This is a genomic window from Mesorhizobium sp. ESP6-5, from assembly GCF_020164695.1.
In the GTDB taxonomy this organism is placed as follows: Bacteria; Pseudomonadota; Alphaproteobacteria; order Rhizobiales; family Rhizobiaceae; genus Mesorhizobium; species Mesorhizobium australicum.
The window spans coordinates 121,639-145,083 of the sequence record NZ_JAIUGR010000002.1; the positions used below are offsets into that span (position 1 = coordinate 121,639).

Here is a 23,445-nt window from a genome sequence, read left to right on the forward strand (position 1 = left end):
ATGAAGATCCGCGGCATCAAGGCCACGCCGATCAATCTTCGCCTCGAAGCGCCCTATGCCTGGGTGTTCGGCGAACTCGACGGTTTTTCGCCTGTTATCGTCGAAGTCGAGACCGAGGACGGCCTTGTCGGGCTGGGCGAAGCACCGACGCCGGCAGCGGCCGCCATCATCAATGATGTTCTTGCCCAGCGGCTGGTCGGCCGCGACGCCTTCGACATTGCCGGCGCCGAACATGTCTGCCTGCCGTTTTGGACCGGCGTGCAGTCGATCAACGACCGCACCCGCATCATGGCCTTCGGCGCCATCGAGATGGCGCTTTGGGACCTGCGCGGCAAGGCCTGGAACCAGCCGCTCTATCAGTTGCTCGGCGGGGCCGTGCGCAAGGACATCCCGTTCACCGACTATTTCTCGCTGCGCGGCGATGGGGATGGTGTAAAGGGCGAAACGACGCCGGAAGAAGTCGCCGACTATTGCGTCGAACTGCACGAGACGCATGGAACGACCTTCTTCGAAGGCAAATTCTCGACCGAAGATCCGAAAGTCTCGCTGAGAATGGTCGAGCTGCTCCGCGAAAAACTCGGCGACGAGGCGATGATCCGCATCGATTCCAACCAGGCCTATTCGCTGGCCACGGCGCGGCGGCTAGCACGGCCGCTGGAAGAGCTCGGCGTGCGCAACTGGGAAGATCCGGTGGCGACATCGGAGGAGATGCGCCAACTGCGCCGCCATTGCTCGATCCCGTTCTCGACCCACAATATCGACATCGCGCGCGCCATGGACCTCAAGGTGCCGGATGCATTCGTCGGCAACCCGACCGCGCATGGCGGCATCGGCCGGATGCTGCGCTTTGTCGGCGCCTGCGAGCACGCGGGCATCGATTTCTGGTGCTACAGCGGCGACAGCGGCATCGGCAGCGCGGCCTACCTGCATCTGTGCGCGGCCCTGGGCTGGATCCGGGAGCCGAACCAGTCGCTGTTTCGTATGCAACCTATGGATATCACCGAGGAGGGGCCGTTTTGCCCCAGGAACAATACGGTGCGTGTCCCGGAAGGTCCCGGTCTTGGTGTCACCTTGTCGCGGAAAAATCTCGCGGCCTGCCATCGCGACTTTGCCGACAACGGCCCTTGCAACAAATATCATGACCCGGCCAAGCCAGGGACATATCGCCGTTTGCCGCTGAACTAGGAGAACGACACGGGAAAGGAGACGTATTTCAAGAACAAGAGTCCGCCGCCGCGATCGATGGCGACGGCAGGACCGGACGGGTGGAAGCATTGCCTCAAGAAAATCTGACCCCCGCGCCGCAAGGATCGGATGGACCAGGGAAAACCGCATGCTACAGTCCGGTCGACTGACAACGTTGATGGCCGGGACAGGAGAACTCCACGGACTTCGTCAACTGAAAAACGCATTCATCAAACCATAAGAAACAGGGGAAGGGTTAAAACCCATGATCAAGAACTACCGCATTCTCGACCTGATCCGGCGCAATCGCTCGCCGCTTGAAAATCACCTGATCGACGGCCTCGTCGACGGCCGTGTCAGCCGCCGCGACTTCATCCGCCATGGCAGCCTGCTTGGCCTGTCGCTGCCGCTGCTTGGAGGCATCACCACGGCTGCCGGCCTTGGCGGCATGCCATCGCTGGCCCGCGCCCAGGGCGCACCCGGCGCCACCATCCGTGTCGCCAGCAGCGTGCCGGCGGCAGCCATCGATCCCGTCACGATCGCCGACGCCGGCGGCCTGCTGATCATGCAGCAGGTTGCGGAATTCCTCTGTGTCGACGGCCCCGACCTGGTGCTGCAGCCCGCATTGGCCGAGAGCTGGAAGCCGAACGACAACGGCTCGGTTTGGACCTTCAAATTGCGCAAGGGCGTGAAATTCCACAGCGGCGGCGAAATGAAGGCCGAGGACGTGGTGGCGAGCATCGACCGCCTGGCCGATCCGGCAAACTCGTCCAACGCGCTGTCGGTGTTCACCGGTATCCTGTCGAAGGGGGCCAGCAAGAAGGTCGACGACTACACCGTGGAATTCCACCTCGACGCGCCGAACGGCAATTTTCCCTACATGGTCTCGTCGGACAATTACAACGCCGTCATCATCCCGGCGGACTACAAGGGCGACTACGAGAAGAGCTTCGATGGCACCGGCCCGTTCAAGGTGGAGAAATACACGCCGAAGGTCGGCGCTTCCTTCGTCCGCAACGAGAACTACTGGGGAGCGAAGGCGCTGCCTGACCGTACCGAGTTCACCTTCTTTACCGACGTGCAGCCGATGATCCTGGCGCTGCAGGGTGGGCAGGTCGACGTCATCAACCAGATGCCGGTGCTGGCCGGCGTGGCCCTGCTCAACGATCCGGGCTTCGAAATCCTCAGCCTGAAGTCGTCGGCTCACCAGCAACTGCATCTGCGCTGCGACGATGGCCCGTTGAAGGATGCACGCGTGCGCCGCGCCATCGCGCTCTGCCTCGATCGCGACAAGCTCGCCGCCGGCCTGATGAAGGGACGCTCGGCGCTTGGCAATGACAGTCCATTCGCCGCGGTCTACCCCTCGACCGATACAAGCATACCGCAGCGCAAGCAGGACATCGCACAAGCCAAGCAGCTCATGGAAGCGGCCGGTGCCGGCAAGGGCTTCAAGATCACGCTGACCACCGAGCGCTATCTCGAAATCCCCGAATATGCCCAGCTCATCCAGAACTGGGTCAAGGAGATCGGCATCGAGCTCGAACTCAACATCCTCGACCAGAGCGCCTATTATGGTGACGCGGTGTTCGGCAAATCGAACTGGCTGGATTCGGTGATGGGCATCACCGACTATGGCCATCGCGGCGTGCCGAATGTTTATCTTGCCGCTCCCCTGAAGAGCGACGGCACCTGGAATGCCGCGCACTTCAAGAACAAGGACTACGACGCGCTGGCGACCAGCTATATCGCGGCGCTCGACCTCGAGGCGCAGAAGGCTGACGCCGGCAAGATCCAGAAGCTTCTGCTCGAGGAAACGCCTGTCATCTTCGGCTATTTCTACGACTACCTGACGGCGACGTCGAAGAGCGTGGCCGGCGTGCAACCGACAGCCATGTCGCAGCTGTTCCTCGAAAAGGCATCGAAGGCGTAAGCGAAAGGGAAAGCCATTCCTCTAACAGCCAGCTCCCCAGGGGGCTGGCTTTGCAAGGAGTCTTAGCCATTCTCTCCTTCTTTGCGCGGCGTGTGTCCCTGTCGCTGGTGACGCTGTTCCTGCTCAGCATCATGGTGTTCCTGGGCGGCCAGGTCCTGCCTGGCAATGTCGGGCGCGCGATCCTCGGCCCGTTCGCCGACCAACGCGCGGTCGACGCGCTCAATCACACGCTCGGCGTCGATCGCCCGCTGCTCACCCAGTACTGGAGCTGGATATCGAACTTCGTCCAGGGCGACATGGGCACGTCCTACATTTTCCGTTCGCCGGTGGCGCCCTTCGTCATCGGTGCGCTTGGCAATTCGATGAAGCTGGCGGGGGTCGCCTTCGTGCTGGTGGTGCCGATCGGCATCCTCGGCGGCGTCATTGCCGCACTCAACCTCAACCGCCCGCTCGACCGTATCATCAGCCTCGGCGGCCTGTCGGTGACGGTGCTGCCGGAATTCGTCACTGGCATCATCCTGATCCTGATCTTCGGCGTGTGGCTGCGCTGGCTGCCGATCTCGGCCGCGTGGCCCAGGGATGCCGGCTTCTTCACCCAGCTCTATTACCTGATCCTCCCGTCGCTGCCGCTGTTCCTGGTGCTGTTCGGCTATATCGCGCGCATGGCGCGTTCCGGCATGATCGAGGCGCTCGATTCCGACTATACGCGAACCGCCGTGCTCAAAGGCCTGCCCTGGCGCACTGTGATCTGGCGCCATGTGCTGCGCAATGCGCTGCTGCCTACCATCACCGTCATCGCGACCCAGACCGGCTATCTCATCGGCGGCCTTGTCGTGATCGAGACGCTGTTCCGCTACCAGGGCATCGGCTCGCTGATCTTCACCGCCGCGCGCGGCAAGGATTTTCCGATGCTGGAATCCGGCATCCTCACCATCGGCATCGTCTATGCGGTGGCCACATTGATCGCCGACTTCCTCTACTCCGTGCTCAATCCGCGCATCCGCCTGGGGTCGAGCCAATGAGCGCCGTCCAGACCCCCGCCCCCGCACAGGACGACATGCGGCGCCGCGGCCCGCTGGCCGAAGTGTTTTTTTCACTGCTGCGCTCGCGAACGTTCCTCGTCGGCATCGCCATCGTGCTGTTCTGGGTTGCCTGCGCGCTGTTTGGCGAACATTTTGTCCCCTACGATCCGCTCGCTGACGACATCATCAACGCGCTGGCGCCGCCTTCGCGCGAACACTGGTTCGGCACCGACCAGATCGGCCGCGACGTGTTCTCGCGCGTCATCGTCGGTTCGCGCGATATCCTCACCGTCGCGCCCCTGGCGACCTTGCTGGCGACGGTCGCCGGCACCGCGCTCGGCCTGCTCACCGGCTATTTCCGCGGCCTCGTCGACGATGTCGTCAGCCGCATCCTTGAAGCCTTCATGGCGATCCCCGTGGTGATCGTGGCGCTGCTTGCCATCGTCGCGCTGGGCACGTCCAAGACCACCGTCATCATCGTCATCGGGCTGAGCTTCGCGCCGATCATCGCGCGCACCGTGCGTTCGGCGGTGCTGGCCGAGCGCGAGCTCGACTATGTCGCCGCCGCACAGCTCAGGCATGAGAGCGCGCTGCATACGATGTTCGTCGAGATCCTGCCCAACGTCGTCCCGCCGATCCTGGTCGAGACCACGGTGCGGTTGGGCTACGCCATCTTCGCGGTCGCTACCCTCTCCTTCATGGGTTTTGGCATCCAGCCGCCGTCACCCGACTGGGGGCTCTCCATCTCCAGCAATTACGGCATGATCGGCGGCGGCTTCTGGTGGACGGTGCTGTTCGACGCGCTCGCCATCGCCTCGCTGGTGATCGGCGTCAACCTGGCCGCCGACGGCGTGCATGGGGCCTTCAATGACTGAACCCGCCAATACATCGACCGGGAAGGCAAAGGACGCGCTTGATATCAAGGATCTGTCGGTCGCCTACCGGGTCGCCGGCCGCAATCGCGCGGTGCTGCGCGATCTCAGCCTCACCGTCGGCCAGGGCGAGGCCTATGGGCTGGTCGGCGAATCCGGCTGCGGCAAGTCGACGGTAGCCCTCACGGTGGTGCGCTACCTCCCGCGCAACGGCTCGATATCGGGTGGCGCCATCTCACTCGACGGCCAGGACGTGATGAAGCTCGACGCGGAGGCGCTTCGGCGCGCGCGCGCCGAAAGCGTCTCCATGGTCTATCAGGACCCGGGAAAGGCGCTGAACCCGTCGATCCGCATCGGCCGGCAATTGACCGAAATTTTCGAGCTTGGCGGCATCACGGGCCAAGCTGCCACCGATCGCGCCATCGCCATGCTGAACCGCGTGCGCATCTCCGATCCGCCAAGCGTCATGCAGCGCTATCCGCACCAGCTGTCGGGCGGCATGCAGCAGCGCGTGGCGATCGCCATGGCGCTGGCCAACGATCCCTCGATGCTGATCCTCGACGAGCCGACCACCGGCCTCGACGCGACGGTCGAGGCCGAGGTGCTCGACCTCATCGCGCAGCTCAGGCAGGAACTGTCGGCGTCGATCCTGTTCATCAGCCACAACCTCGCCGTCGTCTCCAACATGTGCGACCGGGTCGGCGTGCTCTATGCCGGCATGCTGGTCGAGGAAGGACCGACCGATGTCGTCTTCAACGATCCGCGCCACCCCTACACGGTGGCGCTGCTGCGTTGCCTGCCGCGCGGCGGTCAGCGCAAGGACCAGGGCCGGCTCGACACCATCCCGGGCTTCCTGCCCGGCATCGGCGCCGACATCAAGGGCTGCGCCTTCGCCGATCGCTGCGCGCTGGCCACCGACCGCTGCCGCACCGAATTGCCGCCGCTCTATGATCTGACCGACGAGCGCGGGAGGCGGCTGTCGCGCTGCCACTACCACGACCAGGCGCACACCCTGCCACGTGCCACGCCCGCCAACGTGGTGCCCGCACCGAAACCCACGACGGCGCCGGTGCTGCGCGTCGCCGGGCTGAACAAGACCTACGCCAGCCACGGCCATGCACTGCGCGCCGTCAAGGACGTTTCGCTCGATCTCAGGCCCGGCGAGACGCTTGGCCTGGTCGGCGAATCCGGCTCGGGCAAGACCACCTTCGCCAGGCTGCTGCTCGGTCTGGTGCCTCCCGATGAGGGCGGCACCATCGAGCTCGAGGGCAAGACGCTGGCGCCGAAGCTGGAGAACCGGGGCGACGACCAGGTCAAGGCGATGCAGATCGTCTTCCAGAACCCGGACTCCGCCCTCAACCGCTCGCATTCGATCCGCCATCTGATCGGCCGTGCGCTGAAGCGGCTGGCGGGCTTGAGGGGTGCAGCCCTGGAGGCGCGCCTCAACGATCTCGTCCGCTCGGTGCGGCTCACCGACCGGCATCTGGCGGTCAAGCCGCGCCAGCTTTCGGGCGGGCTGAAGCAGCGCGTCGCCATTGCGCGTGCCTTCGCCGGCGACCCGCGCATCGTCGTCTGCGACGAGCCGACCTCGGCGCTCGACGTTTCCGTCCAGGCGGCGATCCTCAACCTGCTCGCCGACCTGCAGGCCAAGGAAGACGTCAGCTACATCTTTATTTCGCATGACCTTGGCGTGGTGCGTTATCTCTCCGACAAGATCGCCGTGCTCTATCTCGGCCGCATCATGGAGATCGGGCCATCGGAGGACGTTTTTTCCGGACCGCATCACCCCTACACCGAGGCGCTGCTATCGGCCGTGCCCAGGCTCGATCAGACCGAGGCCGCACGCATCCGTCTCGACGGCGAAATCCCCAGCGCCACCAACCCGCCGCCGGGGTGCGTGTTCCACACGCGTTGCCCGCGCAAGATCGGCCAGATCTGCGAGCAGCAGGAGCCGCCGCTGGCCGAGGCGCGGCCCGAACACTCGATCCGCTGCCATATTCCCTACGCGGAACTCGCCAGGCTGCAGAGGCTGGCAGCGGTCGATACCGAGCCGGCGTAGTCGGAAACGCGGCCCCTGCCCTTCACGGCTGGCCGGCCATGCTGAAGGGCCGGTCGCCTTCGGCAAAGCCCTGCTCGCCGGCCCAATCCCTCGTCAGCGCCCGCAATCCCGCCAATGCCACGTCGAGCACGTCCGACGACGCCGGATTGCTGGGATAGGCAAGATAGATCGGCCGCTGGAACACGGGCGTGTTCGCGATGCGTTTCATTTCGCCACGCTCGATATGGCCGCTGACGGCGCTGAGCGGCAGATAGGCGGCGGCTTGCTGCGACAGCACATGCTGCAAGCCGATGAAGACCAGCCCGGCCGAAATGGCCGGCTTGACCATGCCAGCGAACGCCCGATCATGCTCGATGCGGAATTCGAGTCCCCAGTCCATCAGGATGTAGTTCTCGGTCCACGGCTTCGTCTGTGCGGAATGCTGGACAAGCACGACCTGATCGACGGCCAGCGTCTCGTAGACGATGCCGGGATGCGGCCGCGGCAGATAGAGAATGCAGATGTCGAGCAGTCCTTCGGCCAATTGGTCGATCGCCAGGTCGGGAAAGCTTCCTTCGAGCCGCAGCGCCACGTTCGGCCGCTGGGCCCGCATCCACGCGATCCATGGCGAGGTGACGCGATCCCAGAGATAGGCGGGCGCGGTGAAGCGCAACAGCGACTCGTAGCCGTCGGGAACAGCGATGTCCTGCCGCGATTGCTCCCAAGTGCGGGTGATGGAGGAGGCGTGCGGGAGGAACTGCCAGCCAGCCGGCGTTAGCGTGACGCCGTCGCGATCTCTTACGAAAAGCCGGCGCCCCAACTGCTCCTCCAGCCCCCTTATGCGGGCGCTGACCGTTGACTGCGCGAGATTGAGCCGGCTGGCCGCGACCGTGAAACTGCCATGCTCGGCGACCTCCAGGAAGCTGCGCAGGTTTTCGGTATCCATGCCATCACTCTAGCATCGAAAATTTCGATGGGCCTCATCAAAAAATATCGCTTTCCGGTCGCGGTCAACAATGACCTAAATGGCCATTCTCCCGAGGGCAAGCGAGGAATGCAGCCATGCCAAGGCATTTCATGACGATCGACGCCGCCCGCAAAAGCCTCACGGAAATCGAAAATTCCGCTGTCGACGAGTTGCTGGCAGGCAGGCTCGACCGGCGTAATTTTCTCCGCCACGGCAGCATGCTTGGCCTGTCGCTGCCGTTGCTTGGCGGCATTTTGGGAGCGGCCGGTTTCGGCACGCGGAAGGCCCGCGCCGAGGGCAAGCCGGGCGGCACGGTGCGCGCCGGCGTGGCCACGCCCGGCGGTGCCATCGATCCCGTCACCTTCTATGACAGTGGCAGCTATCAGCTGGTTTTCCAGACCGCCGAATTCCTTTGCATCACCCAGCCGGATCTGACCTTGAAGCCGGTTCTGGCGGAAAGCTGGTCGCCCAATGCGGACGGCAGCGTCTGGACCTTCAAGCTGCGCAAGGGCGTGAAATTCCACAATGGTGAGGAATTCAAAGCCGACGACGTCGTCGCAACGTTCGACCGGCTGGCCGATCCCAACGGCGCCTCCAACGCGCTGTCGGTGTTCAAGGGCCTGTTGTCGAAGGGTGCAACCCGGAAGGTCGACGATCACACCGTCGCCTTCCATCTCGATGCGCCGAACGGCAGCTTTCCCTATTCGGTGTCGATCGACAATTACAACGCCGTCATCCTGCCGGCGAGCTACAAAGGCGATTACGAAAAGACTTTTGAGGGTACCGGGCCGTTCCGGATGGAGACCTATACGCCGAAGGTCGGCGCGACCTTCGTGCGCAATCCCGACTATTGGGGCGAGAAGGCATTGCCCGACCGGCTCGAATTCAAGTTCTACGGCGACGTGCAGCCGCGCATCCTGGCGCTGCAGGCCGGCGAGGTCGACATTCTCGACGCGGTTCCGCTCGATGTCAGCCAGGTGGTGCTGAACAGCCCCGACATCATGGTGCTGCGCGTCGCCTCGACCGCGCATCGCCAGTTGCACATGCGCTGCGACATGGCGCCCTTCACCGACAAGCGCGTGCGCCAGGCGCTGGCGCTCAGCGTCGATCGGTCCAAGCTGGTCGACGGACTGTGCCGCGGCATGGCGGCGACCGGCAATGACAGCCCGTTCGCGCCGGCCTTTCCCGCAACCGACAAGTCGGTGCCGCAACGCACGCAGGATATCGCCAAGGCCAAGCAACTCATGGAGGCGGCGGGGCTTGCCAATGGTCTCGACATCACACTGACGACGTTGCGCTACTCCGATATTCCCGGCTACGCGCAGCTGTTCCAGAATTTCGCCAAGGAGATCGGCGCCCGCATCTCGCTCAACATCGAAGACCAGGACAAATATTACGGCAAGGCCGTATTCGGCCAATCGGACTGGCTGGACAGCCCACTCGGCATCACCGACTACGCTCATCGCAGCGTGCCGAATGTGTTCCTCAAGAGCCCGCTGGTCAGCGACGGCCCCTGGAACGCGGCGCATTTCAAGAGCCCTGCCTATGACGGCATGGTCACGAGCTATCTCAAGGCGCTCGATATCGGCGCGCAGCGCGCGGCAGCCTCCGACATCCAGAAACTGCTGCTCGACGAGACACCCATCATTTTCAGCTACTTTCCCGATCTCCTGGTGCCGGTGCGCAAGAATGTCAGCGGCTTGCCGCCGATCGCCGCCGGGCTGCTGCTCGATCGGGTGTCGCTGGGGTAGATGCTGCCAAGATCATGCTCGGCAGGCAGAAGCAATATTGGGCGGCTCCGTGTTTCGGGCGGTGAGGCTATCCGGCAACAGGCCCGCGACGAACGATGGGGGGCCATCGCTCCAACGGTTCGACACCGGCAAACGCCCACCGTACGGAAGCCCTCGCCGGCCGTCGGCCCAGCCTCATATCGTCCTAACCACGCGCCGACGACAGACAGAAACAGGAGACTACCATTCGCAAGCCTCATCTGCGCGGTCGCGGACCGCATTTCCCCGTGCTCGACACCATCGAGCAGTACGAGTTCGAGCCCGGCTATGTCGCCTTCACCATGCCGTCGCTGAAGCGGCTGCGGGTCCAGGTCGGCTCGATGACCGTTGCCGACACCACCAGGGCATTGGTTTTGTACGAATCCGACCATCTGCCGGTCTACTATTTCCCGATCGAGGACGTGCGCGAGGAATTCCTGCTGCCCTCAAAGACGACGACGGAAGATCCGTACAAGGGCGTCGCCACGCACTACTCGCTCAATACAGGCATCACCTTGGTCGAAGATGGTGCATGGCGCTATCTCGATCCGGTCAAGGGTTGTCCGCCGATCGCGGGCTACATGTCGTTCGTGTGGAGCAAGATGGGCCACTGGTTCGAGGAAGACGAGGAGATCTTCGTGCACGCCCGCGACCCGTTCCGTCGCGTCGACTGCCTGCCGTCGTCGCGGCGCGTCCAGGTCATCCTCGATGGCGAGCAGGTCGCCGATTCACGGCGCGGCGTGTTCCTGTTCGAAACCGGCCACCCTGTGCGCCACTATCTGCCGATCTCCGACACGCGCCTCGATATGCTCGCGCCCAGCCGTTACATCTCACGCTGCCCCTATAAGGGCATTTCCAATTATTATCACGTGACCACGCCCAAGAAACGGCACGAGAACATGGTCTGGTACTATCCGGAGCCGGTGCACGAGGCAGAACGCATCAAGGGACTGGTCTGCTTCCACCACGAACTGGTCGACAAGATCCTGGTCGATGGCGTCGAGATCTCAAAGGAAGCCACGGCCGCGTCCGACGGATATTTCTAGGCATGCCGCAGCCCGCTGAAGGCTTGATCGAGATATAGGTCAGCGCATACCCTCCTTGAGCAGGAGGGCTATAGATGGATCTTTTCAAACTGGACGGCGACGTTGCGCTGGTCACCGGCGCTGGCAGCGGCATTGGCCAGGCAATCGCGATCGGACTGGCCGAGGCAGGCGCCGATGTCGCTTGTTTTGGCCATGCGTCGAAGGGCGGGCTGGACGAAACCGCTCACCGGGTCACGGCACTCGGCCGCAGGGCGCTGGTGCTGACGGGCACGGTGACGTCGGAGAGCGACTGGCCAGGGCCATCGATCGCGTCGAAGCCGAACTCGGCCGTTGGCGGTCGCCGTCAACAATGCCGGCATTGCCGGCTCCGAACCGGCGGAGACACTGGCGCTGGAAACATGGCGGAAGGTGCACGAGGTCAATGTCGCCGGCGTGTTCCTGTCCTGCCAGGCAGAAGCGCGCAAGATGCTGGCGCGGGGCAAGGGCTCGATTATCAACATCGCCTCGATGTCGGGCACCATCGTCAATCGCGGACTGACGCAGGCGCATTACAATTCCTCGAAGGCCGCCGTCATCCACATGTCGAAGAGCCTGGCCATGGAGTGGGCCGACCGCGGCCTGCGCGTCAACGTCGTCAGCCCGGGCTACACGCTGACGCCGATGAACAAACGGCCGGAGGTGGCCGAAGAGGTGAAGATCTTCAAACGCGACACGCCGATGGGACGCATGGCGGCGCCGGAGGAAATGGTCGGGCCGACGGTTTTCCTGGCCAGCCGCGCGTCAAGCTTCGTCACCGGCCTCGTCGATGGCGGCTACGTCTGCTGGTAAACAGGCCATGCGACCCGTGTCCCGCCGGCTACGCCTGCAGTCTGGAATTCTGCTTCTTCGCGGCGTTAGTCGTTGCGCGGCATGAACGTTGGTATATATATTTTCATCCTGTGAAACCGCGCTGGCGAGAAGGGGCTTGCCAGGCGATAGCCGAGAGCAATTCCGCTGGAAATGCTCGGGATCATGGGACCTTGATGGCTCGCATCTTGCAGGGCGCCGCAGGACTGACAATTGATCCGCCGACGATCGCTATCGCGGCGATCGATCGGCCATGAGACTGGCTGTCTCGGCAGCGTCCGTCATCACCGAAATCGAGCATCATCGCGCCTGTGCCAGCTTGGCCCCGACATTGCGAGAACGGTCTTGCACAACAGCCTGCCTTTCCAACACAATCAAGAAAAGACGCAACAAGGGAACGACCAATAACCGTCACAGCTTGAAGGAGAACCAAGCAATGCCATTCCGCAGTGTGATATCGAAATTCTCAGTGGGAGCTTTTGCACTTGCCGCGGCAAGTGTCCTGACGCCGACAGCGCAGGCAGCGGCGCCGGAATCCAACGACCCGATCAAGATCGCGCTGTTCGACTGGACCAGCGTCAATCTCAACGCCAAGATCCTCGGCGGCATCCTGGAAAAGCTCGGCTATACCGTCGAATACCCGACCGCCGACTATCTCTCCAGCCTGACAACCGGCCTCACCAATGGCGATATCGATGTCGGCCTGGAATTCTGGGATACGACGGCAGGCGAAGCGATGAAGGCCTCCGACGCCACGGGCCAGACCGAAAGGCTCGGCAAGCTCGGCCCGAAGGCCAAGGAAGAGTGGTGGTTTCCCGAATACATGAAGGAGAAATGTCCGACTTTGCCGGACTGGCACGCTCTGCTCGACGCCACCTGCGCGGCATCGTTCTCGACCGCCGAGACGGCGCCAAAGGGGCGCTATCTCGGCGGCCCGGTGACCTGGGAAGGCTTTGACGACGAGCGTGTCGCGGCGCTGAAGCTGCCCTTCACCGTGATCCATGCCGGCACTGATGCCGCGATGTTCGCCGAGTTGGACTCCGCCTATCAGCGCAAGGCGCCGATCATACTGTGGATCTATTCGCCGCATTGGGCGCCTGCAAAATACAAGGGCGAATGGGTGCAATTCCCCGAATACACGCCCGAATGCTACACCGACCCGAAATGGGGCGTGAACCCGGACGCCAAATACGACTGCGGCAAACCGCATGGCGAGATCTGGAAGTACTCCTGGAACGGCATGAAAGACAAATGGCCGGTCGCCTACAAAGTGGCCAAGGCCTACACGATCGACACCGACGAGTTGAACAAGATGAGCGGCGAGATCGATCTTGACGGCAAGACGCCGGAAGACGTCGCCGCCGCCTGGATCACCGCTCACGAGGCAGACTGGAAAGCTTGGGCGCAGTGACCTCCGACTGGAAAGGGAGGCCCGGCTGTTGACCGGCCGGGCCTCAATTCCTGATGTTCCAGAAGGGCGACTGAATGACGGAAGCGATTGAACAGGCATCCGACGCGACGGATGCCCGGCCGATAAAACTTGCTTGCCGCAACGTCTGGAAACTGTTCGGCTCGAACGCCGCCAATTTCATCCGCGAGCGTGACGGCAAGGCCAGTATGGCGGAGGTCTCGGCGGCAGGCCTTGTGGGCGCGGTGCGCGCCGTCGACCTCGAAATCCGCCAGGGCGAGATCTTCATCATCATGGGCCTGTCCGGCTCCGGCAAATCGACCCTGGTGCGCTGCATGTCGCGGCTGGTCGAGCCGACACATGGCAAGGTCGAATTCGAAGGCAAGGACCTGCTCAAGATTTCCGATGCCGCCCTGATCGAGCTCAGGCGCCATCGCATGGGCATGGTGTTCCAGAATTTCGCGCTGTTGCCGCATCTCAACGTGCTCGACAACATCGCCTTTCCTCTGAGTATCCAGGGACAGGATCGGCCGACACGCGAGGCGCGCGCCCGGGAAGTCATCGAACTCGTCGGTCTGCGCGGCCGCGAGCATTTCTATCCGCGCGAACTGTCGGGCGGCCAGCAGCAGCGCGTCGGCATCGCCCGCAGCCTCGCCACCAAGCCGGAGATCTGGTTTCTCGACGAGCCGTTCTCGGCGCTCGATCCGCTAATCCGCCGCGAGATGCAGGACGAGCTGATGCGGCTGCAGACCATGCTGCACAAGACCATTGTCTTCATCACCCATGATTTCGACGAGGCCATCAGGCTGGCCGACCGCATCGCCATCATGAAGGACGGCCAAGTCATCCAGATCGGCACGCCGGAGGAACTGGTGGTCAATCCAGCGACCGACTATGTCGCCGAGTTCACCCGCGACGTCGACCGCGCCAAGGTGATCTCGGCGCGCAGCCTGATGCGTAGCTGCGATGGCGCCGAGCACGGCGGCACGGTGGCGCCTGAGGCCAAGATATCGAGTTTTTCGGGCAGCATCGTTGCCGCCGGCAAACCCTTCGCCGTGATCAACGGCACCGGCACGCCGATCGGCGAAGTGACGCCGCAAGCGGTGATCGATCTTCTGGCCGGCATCGAGCGAGCCGGCGCATGACGGTAACCGCAAACGCCAGCCGGACAAGGCCGCCGATCCAACGGTGGCTGGTGATCTGGGTGCTCGCGCTTGCCGCCGTGCTGGTGATGTTCCTGCTGCAGGACAGGCTGCCATGGGCCGTCAACTACCCGGTCGAGGCGGTCGTCCCCGTCGCCGACTGGGTCAGCGCGCTGATGGGCTGGATCAAGTCGAACCTGTCCTGGCTGACGCGCTCGGTCACCGCGGTGCTCGGCGTGCCGCTCGACTTCGCGCTCAATCTCTTGGCCAAGAATTTCAAGTTCGGCCATGGCGCCGACGCTTTCGTGCTGCCGCGTTTGTCCTGGGTTGGCGTCTGCGCCGTCGCCTTCCTCGCCGGCCATGCGGCAGGAGGCAGGAAGCTCAGCCTGCTGGTTGGCGGATGTTTCCTCTACATCGCGCTGTTCGGCCAGTGGACCAGTGCCATGCTGACCCTGGCGCTGATCTCGATCGCGGTGCCGTTCTGCATTCTCACCGGGCTGTTCGCCGGCATCTGGGCCTGGCGCAGGCCGTGGGCCGAGCGGCTTGTGGTCTCCCCAGCACTTGACCTGATGCAGACGATCCCGACCTTCGCCTATCTCATCCCGATGCTGCTGCTGTTCGGCAACAGCCCGGTCTCGGCGATGATCGCCACCGCCATCTTCGCCACGCCGCCGATGGTGCGGGCGACGATGCTGGGCCTGTCCCGGGTGCCGTCCGAGATCGACGATTTCAGCGAGATGGCAGGCTGCACGGCGCGGCAGAAATTGTGGCGCGTGCTGCTGCCGTCGGCGCGGCCGACGCTGATGGTCGGCGTCAACCAGGTGATCATGCTGGCACTCAACATGGTGATCATCGCCTCGATGATTGGCGCCGGCGGCCTAGGCTACGACGTGCTTTTGGCGCTACGCGCGCTCAAGGTCGGCGAGGCGATGGAAGCCGGGCTTGCCATCGTCGCACTGGCCATCGCGCTCGACCGGCTGAGCCAGGCCATCGCCCACAAGCAGGCGAAGGGCAATGTCCACCGGTCCGCGAGCCCGAGGTTCTGGCGCCGCTATCCCAATCTGACGCTCGCCGTCGCCATCCTTGCCGTCACCACTCTGCTCGGCCTGTTCGTACCCGCCTTCGCGGCCGTGCCCAAGGCGATCACCTTCACCACCGCGCCACTGTGGAAAGCGGCGGTGAACTGGGTGACGATCAACTTCTTCGATCTCATCGAAGCCTTCCGCGTGGCGCTGATCCTCAATGTGCTCAATCCGCTGCGCGCCTTCTGCGAGGGCTTCCCCTGGCTGGGCGCGGTGTTCCTGCTCGGCCTTGCCGGCTACCAGCTTTCCGGCCCGCGGCTGGCCGTCCTGGTGGCAATGCTGACCGCTTTCTGCGCGGTCACCGGCCTGTGGGAAAAGACCATGGCGACGGTCTATCTCTGCGGCATCTCCGCCTTCATCGCCTGCCTGATCGGCATTCCCATCGGCCTGATGGCAGCCCGTAGCGACCGTTTCGAAAAGATCGTCACACCCGTCATCGACACCCTGCAGGTGCTGCCGTCCTTCTGTTTCATCATCCCGGTCGTGATGCTGTTCAGGGTTGGCGACGTGACGGCGATGATTGCAACGATAGCCTTCGCCGTGGTGCCGGCGATCCGCTACACCAATCACGGCATAAGGCAGGTGCCGCCGGCACTGATCGAGGCAGCGAAAGTGTCGGGCTGCACCCCGCGCCAGACCTTTTTCCGCGTGCAACTGCCGCTGGCGCTGCCGGAGATCATGCTCGGCGTCAATCAGACCATCCTGATGGCGTTGGCAATGATCATCATCTGCGCCATGGTCGGCACGCGCGATCTCGGCCAGGAAGTGTTCATCGCGCTATCGAAAGCCGATTCCGGCCGCGGCATCGTCGCCGGCCTCGCCATCGCCTTCATCGGCATCGTCGCCGACCGGCTGTTCAATGCCTGGACGGCAAAGGCGCGGGCAAGGCTTGGATAGCGGCGGCGGCCTACTCGGCCGCCACTCCTTTCACCTCGAGATAGCTCTCCATGGAATCGTCCAATGCCTGCAGCCAGGGCGTATGGTGCAGCGGCGCCATGGTGCCGGTCATCAGCGAGCGGTAGGAATGGTCGCGGAAGCTCATAATGTCTTCGGCCTTGTGATGCTCCCACTCCATGAAGGTCTGGTTGACCGCCTCGACGTCGAAGCCGGGATAGTCGGTCTGGTCCATGAGTTCCTTGGTATAGTCGCCCTGGAACCAGATCATCTGCTCGGCGTCCTCCAGCGTCTCCTCGCGGGCGCGCCATTTGGCGCCATGCGCCGCCATCGCCTCGGCCGACGGCAGCTTGATGCGGCCCATGATGACATCGCGCGCGAACCAGGCCTGCGCGTCGAACATGTTGAAGGTGTAGAACTGGTCCTGCATGCCGATATAGGACAGCTTCGGGTTCTTCTCCCAGACCACGCCCTCATAGAGGTCCAGCGGCCACATGCGGTTGGCGGTCTTGAGCTTGAGATCGTCGGTCAGGAACGGGAAGGAATGGAGATAGCCGGTGCACAGGATAATGGCGTCGACATCCTTGGTCGTGCCGTCCTTGAAATGCGCCGTCTTGCCGACGACCTTTTGCAGCAGCGGCACTTCCTTCCAATTCTCGGGCCATTTGAAGCCCATCGGTTTGGAGCGATAGCTGGAGGTGATCGACTTGGCGCCATATTTGTAGCACTGCGAACCGATGTCCTCGGCCGAATAGGAGCGGCCGATGATCAGGATGTCCTTGCCCTTGAACTCCATGGCGTCGCGGAAATCATGGCTGTGCAGGATGCGGCCGTTGAAGGTCGAGAAGCCCTCGAAATAGGGCACGTTGGGCACGGAAAAATGCCCGGAGGCGACGACGACATTGTCGAACTCTTCCGAATAGGTCACGTCGTTGGTGCGGTCATGCGCGGTGACGGTGAATTTCTTCGTCTCGTCCGAGAAGGTGACCATGCGCACCGGGCTGTTGAAGCGCACCCATTTGCGCAGGCCCGACTTCTCGACGCGGCCCTTGATGTAGTCCCACAACACCGCACGTGGCGGGTAGGAGCCGATCGGCCGGCCGAAATGCTCCTCGAATGTGTAGTCGGCGAATTCCAGGCATTCCTTCGGCCCGTTCGACCAGAGATAGCGGTACATCGAGCCGTGCACGGGATCGCCATGTTCGTCGAGGCCGGTACGCCAGGTGTAGTTCCACAGGCCACCCCAGTCGGACTGCTTTTCGAAGCAGACGATCTCGGGAATCTCGGCGCCCTTGTCGGCCGCCGACTTGAAAGCCCTGAGTTGGGCCAGACCGGACGGTCCGGCTCCGATGACGGCAACGCGAGTGTTCATTCCGGGCCTCCTTTTTTGATTTCCCCAGCGAAACAAATTTCACTGCCAGTGACAGTAATTGGCCTCTTGGTGCTGTCAACAGACATCTGCTGGAACGGCGTTTGCGCGCAGTGGATTCCTGGCGGAAAACCCGCGGGCGTCGCGATGGTCGCACTGCCGCGCGCAACATAAGATGGCTTGCCGTTGCGGTTGCGCTCCTGTATCGGCACCTGACATGTTCACCTTGAGTGAAATAAATCCTGACGATTGGGGGCGGCATGGCAAAGGCTAATTCGGATTCCAAGGCTCCCGCGAGCGCAAAGGCAAAGCCGTCGCCGAAAGTGTCGGCGGACGGCAGGACCATACGCGCGCCGCTGACACAAAACCCGCACGCCATTCGCGATACACGCGAAAAAGTGCTGGAGGTCGCGATCGGCCGCGAGGTGCGGGCCTTCCGCAAGAAGCTCGGCATCACCGTGGCGGATCTCGCGGTCGCCACCGATATTTCGCTGGGCATGTTGTCGAAGATCGAGAACGGCATCACCTCTCCGTCGCTGACCACCTTGCAGGCACTGTCGCGGGCGCTCGGCGTTCCGGTCACCGCCTTCTTCCGCCGCTTCGAGGAAGAACGCAGCGCCGTCTTCGTCAAGGCCGGCCAAGGCCTCGATGTCGAACGCCGCGGTACACGCGCCGGCCACCAGTATAATCTGCTTGGCCATATCGGTTCGAACACCAGCGGCGTCGTCGTCGAGCCCTATCTGATCACGCTGACCGAGGATTCCGACGTGTTCCCGACCTTCCAGCACGAAGGCATGGAGTTTCTCTACATGCTCGAGGGCGAGGTCGTTTACCGGCATGGCAGCAACCTCTACCCGATGAAGCCCGGCGACAGCCTGTTCTTCGACGCCGACGCGCCGCACGGACCGGAGCAACTGACGAAACTGCCGATGCGGTATTTGTCGATTATCTGCTACCCGCAGGGCAGTGCTGGGTAGGCGGGCCGCCGCAGCCCCTCACCCGGATTGCCCCCAGGGCAGAGGAGCCCGACGCCAGCGTTGGCGATCTCTTCTCCCCTCGGGGAGGTGGCCGCGAAGCGGCCGGATGAGGGGGGCTTTTAATCCGGTCCGAACCCCGGGCTCGTCGGGCTCCCATCGTCCAGCTTCGACAGCCATTCGACCAGTGTCGGGCGAAAGCGCGTGAGGCCTTTGTAGCTGGCGAGTTCCTCGGGTAGGTCGCGGATGACGCGGTGCAGGCGCCGTGCCCATTTCGGCTGCGTCACCAGTTCGTCCATCTTGATCAGGTAGCAGCGGATCGGAAAGACGATGCCATTGGAGCGCGGCAGCCGCCAGAAACTCTGCAGTTCGACACGCAGATGCACCTTGTCGCCGACATTCTCCGACGTCACCGTCGCGCGGTCCGGACCCCATTTGTGATAATTCTCCGGGCTGGTGTCCAGCCGCGGATTGATGGTCATCGTCCAGTTCAGGCGCCGTGCCGGCCTGCCCTGCTGGATGTTGGTGAGGAACTTCAGCGCGCGCGTGAAAATGCCCTTCTCATGCGCCAGCGGCACAGGCGCGTGCCACTCGAAAAAATTCATGCCGATGTCGAAATCGAGCGACCAGTCGGCCTGGGTGGTGACCATGCCGGCGTCCATCCACAGATTGCCGTCGCGCTGGTCGAGGATGCAGAAATCGCCCTGGCTCTGGCGGGTGATGTATTCCATCGGCCCGTAAGGCAAAGTCGAGGTGTCGCCGAAGGTGAAAGTATCATCGATGCCGAGCGGCCGGTTGATCCAGCGCCAGCGGTCGCCGTCGCGCGTCAGCGTGAAATGCTCGGGATAGCCCAGCGCCTGCTGCTCCATCAAAAGCTCCAGCAGATCCCAGCCGGCGAGCGTCATGTGCGGCAGCGACTGGCAGCGCAGGGGATCCTCGGCGAGCACCAAGGCGCGGTCCTGCATCTCTGCGACATAGTGTTCGTCGACGTCGATCAGGTTTTCGAGCACCGAGCCCCTGGGCCCGACGACATGCGGCTCGATATTGACGGCGTACATGTAGCTGTCTTCGTGGAACGGGAACGGAAACCGCCTGATGTGCTCGGGGCTGTTCTTGAAGGTGAAGTCGTCGCGGAACGTTTCCTTGCGAAAGGTGATGCCCATTCTCGCCTCCTATCTTTCCAAGACCAGCGACCTGCCCTCGAAGCGCGACACGCACGGCATGATCTTCCTGCCCGAACGGTGCTCTTCCTCGCTCAGCCAATGGTCGTTGTGGATGAATTTGCCGTCACACGAGATGACGTTGGTCTCGCACTGGCCGCAGACGCCGCCACGGCAGAGATAGGGCGGATCGACGCCGGCGGCTTCAATGGCTTCCAGCAGGCTCTGCTGCTCGCCGACGCGGATGGTCTTGCCGCTGACGGCAAGCGTCACGTCGAATGGCAGGCCGGGCTGCGGCGCCGCGAAATGCTCGTAGTGGACGGTCTCCGGCGGCCAGCCGAGGCTAGCTGCGCGGTCGCGCACCCAGTTGATCATGCCGGCCGGGCCGCAGACATAGAGGTGCGTCCCGAGCGGCTGCGAGGATAGCAACCGGTCGAGTTCGATGCGCTCCTCAAGGTCATCATGGTAGAGCCGAACGCGACGGCCGTAACGTTCCCGCAGCACGTCGGCATAGGTGCCAAGCGAAGCGGTGCGGCAGGTGTAGTGCAGTTCGAAATTGCCGCCCTCCCCCGCCAGCTGGGCGGTCTGGGCCATGAACGGCGTGATGCCGATGCCGCCGGCCAGCATCAGGTGTTTCTTGGCGCGCAGATCGAGCGAAAAAAGATTGACCGGATAGCTGATCACCATCTCCAGGCCCGGCTTGACCGACCTGTGCATGAACAGCGAGCCGCCGCGACCGACGTCGTCGCGGCGCACCGAGATGGTGTATTCGCGCGTGTCTAGCGGCGAGCCCATCAGCGAATAGGGATTGAGCCTTGTGCGCTGGCCATCGCGCATCTCGACCACGACATGGGCGCCGCCGGAAAAGGTCGGCAACAGCTCGCCATCACGCCGGCGAAAATGGAACCGGGTGACCAGCTCATTGACCGGGACGACATCGCTGACGACGACGTCGAGCTTGGTCGTGCCGGTGCTCATCGAAATATCTCCTCCATCGGAGGAATTTCACTGCGATCCTCGGCATTGATGCAGACGCCCTGGAACGCGGCAAGGCGCCTTGAATAGTGATCGCGCACGAGAAGCAGCAGGCCACAATGCGAGCATGTCGCCGGCTGCGTCGTCACATTCTCGGTGATGCCCTTGCAGTGCACGCACTGCATGCGCCGTGCCAGCGAGCCGCGATGCTCGGTCTGCACGGAGGTGTGGTCGATGCCGGCTTCGAGCGCCACCTGCATGGCCTGACCGATCAGCCCTTCGGTGCCGGCAAGATAGAGGCGCAAACCCATATGTGCGTTATCAAGCGTCTGCTTCAGACGCGGCAGCAGACTGGCGAAGGACGGGGCCAGATGAAGCTGGGCTGGCTTCAATGCTTCGAGAGCGGCACTGTATTTCCCGTCAGGACCGGGAATGAAGACGATCTCGGCACCATCGAAAAAGCCAGGTGGCGCGGTTCGGGCCATATCGGTAATTGCGAGCGCGCCTTCCGCGTCGGCGACGAAAAGATGATGCCTGCCGGGTTGCGGAGACAGGGTCCCGTAAATGGGCCGGCTGATGATGGTCTTGGCTGCCATTTAAGTCTTCGTGCCTCGAAACCCCTCGCTGTCGATTATGCCTCAGCCTTTCGCCGTGCGCTTGGTCTTCTTGGGATCGTCGAACGGCAAGGGCTGCGCCGTCGCCTTGATCGATCGGCTCTTGTTGCGGATCTCGAGCGTGGTGTCCTTGACCGCGCAGTCGACGTCGAGCCGGGCAATGCCCATCGATTTCTCGACCAGCGGCGAATACATGGCGCAGGTGACAACGCCGACCTTTTTGCCGTCGCGATAGACCGGAGCGCCCTCGTCCGCCGGCTCCTTGCCGTCGAGCAGGACGCCATAGATCTTGAAGCGCTCCTTGCCCTTCAGGCGATAGTGCTCCTCGGCACCGCGAAAGCCGGTCTTGCCGGGGCTGACGGTGAAGTCGAGGCCGAGCTCCCAAAGCGTATCGCCGGGGCCTTCATTCTCGAACGGATACTTTTGGGAATTGTCGTAGGGGTAGAACAGCAGGTAGCTTTCGACCCGCAGCATGTCGAGCGTGGTGAAGCGGCAGGGAATGATGCCGGCGTTCTTGCCCTCGTCGAGAATCCTGTCCCAGATCGTGCCGGCGTCCTGGCCACGGCAGAAGATCTCGTAGCCGCGTTCGCCGGTGTAGCCGGTGCGCGAGATCATGACGGGAAAGCCGAACAGCTGCGTCTGCATGTGATGGAAGTAGTTGAGGTCGCGGATGCCGGGCACGTGCTTGGCCAGGTAGTCGACCGCTGTTGGCCCCTGCAGCGACAAATCGTGCAGATTGTCGTCGAAGCGCAGCGACACGTCCCGTCCCGTCGCCGCCCGCTGCAGTTCCTCATGGCCGGTGCCCGAGCCGTGCACCACCATCCAGGAATTCGGTCCCGTGCGGTAGAGGATGCAGTCGTCGGTGAATTTTCCCGCTTCGTTCAGCATGCAGGCATAGGCCGACTTGCCGGGATAGATCTTTTCAACGTCACGCGTGGTGGCGAGGTCGATCAGATGCGAGGCGTGCGGCCCTGTGATGTGCACCTTCTTCAGGCCGGAAACATCCATGAGCCCGGCCTTGGTGCGGATGGCGATATATTCCTCGTCGGCATCCTTGTCATAGGTCCAGGCGGTGCCCATGCCGCTCCAGTCTTCGAGTTTCGAACCCAGCGCACGATGGCGATCCGCCAGGGTCGAAAATCTCCAAGATGCCGTCATCCGCTCGTCCTCCATTCGAAAATGCTGCTGTTCCCTGCTCCCGTGCGCCAGGCCGGGAGCTTGGTCGAATATTGATCGCAAACGCGAGAGGCCCGCAATCCCCTGCAAGCAAATAATTTCATTGTCAGGCAAAATCGCTCGTCCGAACTGAGCGGTTAACTCAGCGTAAATTCGCCTTGACAATTGCGGAATTCGGCCTGAATTTATGAAAAAAATTTCACTCTCTTGAAAGAGAGCGGCGGGCGGTGGATTCGGAACCGGGCGTCGGCAAAGAAGGGGAAAACCGATGGCAGACCTGCAGCAGCGCATCGAGGCGCTGTACCGCTCCGACTTGCGCGGATCCGCGCTCCTGATCATCTGCCTGTGGGCGACGATCCTCTTCGTCCTCTTCATGACATGGCCATACATTCCGCAGGGCGGCATCAAGGCCGTCGTCGCCATTGCCGCCGCCGCCGTGCTCATCTTCAACACGGCAGCCATCCTGGCGATGGTCAAACATTACAAAGAAGACAAGGAGTTCATCTACGGGCTCGACATCAAGAACGCCGACGCATCCCGCAACCGCAAGTCCTGAGGGGAGGAACAATGTCCCGCTATACGCCGCCGGAGCAGAGCAAGGCCGGGCAAGTCTTCGACATCGCCGTTGTCGTGGTCGCCATCTTCGTGGCGCTGTGGCTGCCGCTGAAGCTTGGTCTTGCCGGTGCCGCAAAATCAATCGACGCGCTCGATGCCAAGACCTGGGAAGCGCTCGGGCAGAATCCGACCATGGCGTCGATCTGGGAAAAGCTCGGCTATACGCCCGAGACCGCGCACGACATCATCCAGAACCGGTTCCACTATATTATCGACTGGCCGACGCTGATCATCATGGCGGCCGTCCTGATCGGTTATTTCGTCTTCCTGTTCCGGGCATCCGACCGTGAATATCGCGATGTCATCAACGAGAAGTTCGACGACAGGTAAAGTTTGGCGACGAAGAATTTGGGGACACGAT

At 62.9% G+C, this 23,445-nt stretch carries 19 protein-coding genes and 1 pseudogene; 14 read left to right on the forward strand and 6 right to left on the reverse strand.

Features of this window, described 5'->3' with window-relative positions:
- From LB524_RS03050 to LB524_RS03070, 5 genes are all read left to right on the forward strand, one after another.
- Positions 1 to 1,185 carry a mandelate racemase/muconate lactonizing enzyme family protein gene (locus tag LB524_RS03050; RefSeq protein ID WP_140878072.1) on the forward strand — a complete coding sequence of 395 codons (1,185 nt, stop codon included), beginning with the start codon at positions 1 to 3 and terminating at the stop codon, positions 1,183 to 1,185.
- Positions 1,186 to 1,450: 265 nt separating this feature from the next.
- Positions 1,451 to 3,115, forward strand: coding sequence for an ABC transporter substrate-binding protein (locus LB524_RS03055; RefSeq protein WP_140823364.1), 1,665 nt, complete (start codon positions 1,451 to 1,453; stop codon positions 3,113 to 3,115).
- A 68-nt stretch (positions 3,116 to 3,183) separates the two neighbouring features.
- Positions 3,184 to 4,137 carry an ABC transporter permease gene (locus LB524_RS03060; RefSeq protein WP_140878189.1) on the forward strand — a complete coding sequence of 318 codons (954 nt, stop codon included), beginning with the start codon at positions 3,184 to 3,186 and terminating at the stop codon, positions 4,135 to 4,137.
- A complete protein-coding gene (locus tag LB524_RS03065) occupies positions 4,134 to 5,012 on the forward strand; it encodes an ABC transporter permease (protein ID WP_224523592.1) in 879 nt (292 codons plus the stop codon). The genes LB524_RS03060 and LB524_RS03065 overlap by 4 nt, the downstream gene beginning before the upstream one ends.
- Positions 5,005 to 7,068 (forward strand): ABC transporter ATP-binding protein, encoded by a 2,064-nt coding sequence (locus LB524_RS03070; RefSeq protein ID WP_224523593.1) that lies wholly within the window; start codon positions 5,005 to 5,007, stop codon positions 7,066 to 7,068. The genes LB524_RS03065 and LB524_RS03070 overlap by 8 nt, the downstream gene beginning before the upstream one ends.
- A 22-nt stretch (positions 7,069 to 7,090) precedes the next feature.
- On the opposite strand, the gene LB524_RS03075 is transcribed toward LB524_RS03070, so the two are convergent.
- Entirely contained in the window at positions 7,091 to 7,993 is a 903-nt protein-coding gene (locus LB524_RS03075) for a LysR family transcriptional regulator (RefSeq protein ID WP_224523602.1), read from the reverse strand.
- A gap of 116 nt (positions 7,994 to 8,109) precedes the next feature.
- Here LB524_RS03075 and LB524_RS03080 point away from each other — a divergent pair, with 116 nt between their 5' ends.
- The 6 genes and pseudogenes from LB524_RS03080 to LB524_RS03105 all read left to right on the forward strand — a co-directional run bounded on the left by LB524_RS03080 (position 8,110) and on the right by LB524_RS03105 (position 16,204).
- Complete coding sequence (locus LB524_RS03080) at positions 8,110 to 9,765, forward strand: ABC transporter substrate-binding protein (protein ID WP_224523605.1); 1,656 nt, start codon at positions 8,110 to 8,112, stop codon at positions 9,763 to 9,765.
- 266 nt (positions 9,766 to 10,031) lie between these two features.
- Positions 10,032 to 10,829, forward strand: a complete 798-nt coding sequence (locus LB524_RS03085) for a DUF427 domain-containing protein (RefSeq protein ID WP_181177804.1) — start codon at positions 10,032 to 10,034, stop codon at positions 10,827 to 10,829.
- Between the two features lie 74 nt (positions 10,830 to 10,903).
- Positions 10,904 to 11,657 (forward strand): annotated as a pseudogene (locus LB524_RS03090) (SDR family oxidoreductase).
- 454 nt (positions 11,658 to 12,111) lie between these two features.
- Positions 12,112 to 13,086 (forward strand): ABC transporter substrate-binding protein, encoded by a 975-nt coding sequence (locus LB524_RS03095; RefSeq protein WP_224523608.1) that lies wholly within the window; start codon positions 12,112 to 12,114, stop codon positions 13,084 to 13,086.
- A gap of 74 nt (positions 13,087 to 13,160) precedes the next feature.
- Positions 13,161 to 14,228, forward strand: coding sequence for a glycine betaine/L-proline ABC transporter ATP-binding protein (locus tag LB524_RS03100; RefSeq protein ID WP_224523610.1), 1,068 nt, complete (start codon positions 13,161 to 13,163; stop codon positions 14,226 to 14,228).
- Entirely contained in the window at positions 14,225 to 16,204 is a 1,980-nt protein-coding gene (locus LB524_RS03105) for an ABC transporter permease (RefSeq protein WP_224523612.1), read from the forward strand. Before LB524_RS03100 ends, LB524_RS03105 begins: the two co-directional genes overlap by 4 nt.
- 10 nt (positions 16,205 to 16,214) lie before the next feature.
- On the opposite strand, the gene LB524_RS03110 is transcribed toward LB524_RS03105, so the two are convergent.
- Positions 16,215 to 17,573, reverse strand: coding sequence for an NAD(P)-binding domain-containing protein (locus tag LB524_RS03110; RefSeq protein ID WP_140617364.1), 1,359 nt, complete (start codon positions 17,571 to 17,573; stop codon positions 16,215 to 16,217).
- A gap of 257 nt (positions 17,574 to 17,830) precedes the next feature.
- On the opposite strand from LB524_RS03110, the gene LB524_RS03115 reads away from it, so the two are divergent.
- Positions 17,831 to 18,547, forward strand: coding sequence for a helix-turn-helix domain-containing protein (locus LB524_RS03115; protein WP_015318901.1), 717 nt, complete (start codon positions 17,831 to 17,833; stop codon positions 18,545 to 18,547).
- Between the two features lie 119 nt (positions 18,548 to 18,666).
- Here LB524_RS03115 and LB524_RS03120 read toward each other — a convergent pair whose 3' ends face one another.
- Genes LB524_RS03120 through LB524_RS03135 form a run of 4 tightly spaced genes read right to left on the reverse strand, consistent with a single transcriptional unit; the run spans position 18,667 to position 22,451 of the window.
- Positions 18,667 to 19,707 carry a heme-dependent oxidative N-demethylase family protein gene (locus LB524_RS03120; protein ID WP_224523614.1) on the reverse strand — a complete coding sequence of 347 codons (1,041 nt, stop codon included), beginning with the start codon at positions 19,705 to 19,707 and terminating at the stop codon, positions 18,667 to 18,669.
- Between the two features lie 9 nt (positions 19,708 to 19,716).
- Positions 19,717 to 20,682, reverse strand: a complete 966-nt coding sequence (locus LB524_RS03125) for a PDR/VanB family oxidoreductase (RefSeq protein ID WP_140715114.1) — start codon at positions 20,680 to 20,682, stop codon at positions 19,717 to 19,719.
- Positions 20,679 to 21,275 (reverse strand): dimethylamine monooxygenase subunit DmmA family protein, encoded by a 597-nt coding sequence (locus tag LB524_RS03130; protein ID WP_224523617.1) that lies wholly within the window; start codon positions 21,273 to 21,275, stop codon positions 20,679 to 20,681. Before LB524_RS03130 ends, LB524_RS03125 begins: the two co-directional genes overlap by 4 nt.
- A 42-nt stretch (positions 21,276 to 21,317) precedes the next feature.
- Positions 21,318 to 22,451: an aminomethyltransferase family protein gene (locus LB524_RS03135; RefSeq protein WP_224523619.1), complete on the reverse strand. Its 1,134-nt coding sequence runs from the start codon at positions 22,449 to 22,451 to the stop codon at positions 21,318 to 21,320.
- 286 nt (positions 22,452 to 22,737) lie between these two features.
- Between LB524_RS03135 and LB524_RS03140 the strand changes: the two genes are divergently transcribed.
- Both LB524_RS03140 and LB524_RS03145 read left to right on the forward strand, forming a co-directional pair.
- The gene (locus LB524_RS03140; RefSeq protein ID WP_140617370.1) at positions 22,738 to 23,025 is read left to right on the forward strand and encodes a hypothetical protein; all 288 of its coding nucleotides are present in this window, start codon (positions 22,738 to 22,740) and stop codon (positions 23,023 to 23,025) included.
- A gap of 11 nt (positions 23,026 to 23,036) precedes the next feature.
- The gene (locus LB524_RS03145; RefSeq protein WP_015318907.1) at positions 23,037 to 23,414 is read left to right on the forward strand and encodes a hypothetical protein; all 378 of its coding nucleotides are present in this window, start codon (positions 23,037 to 23,039) and stop codon (positions 23,412 to 23,414) included.
- Positions 23,415 to 23,445: the final 31 nt, after the last annotated feature.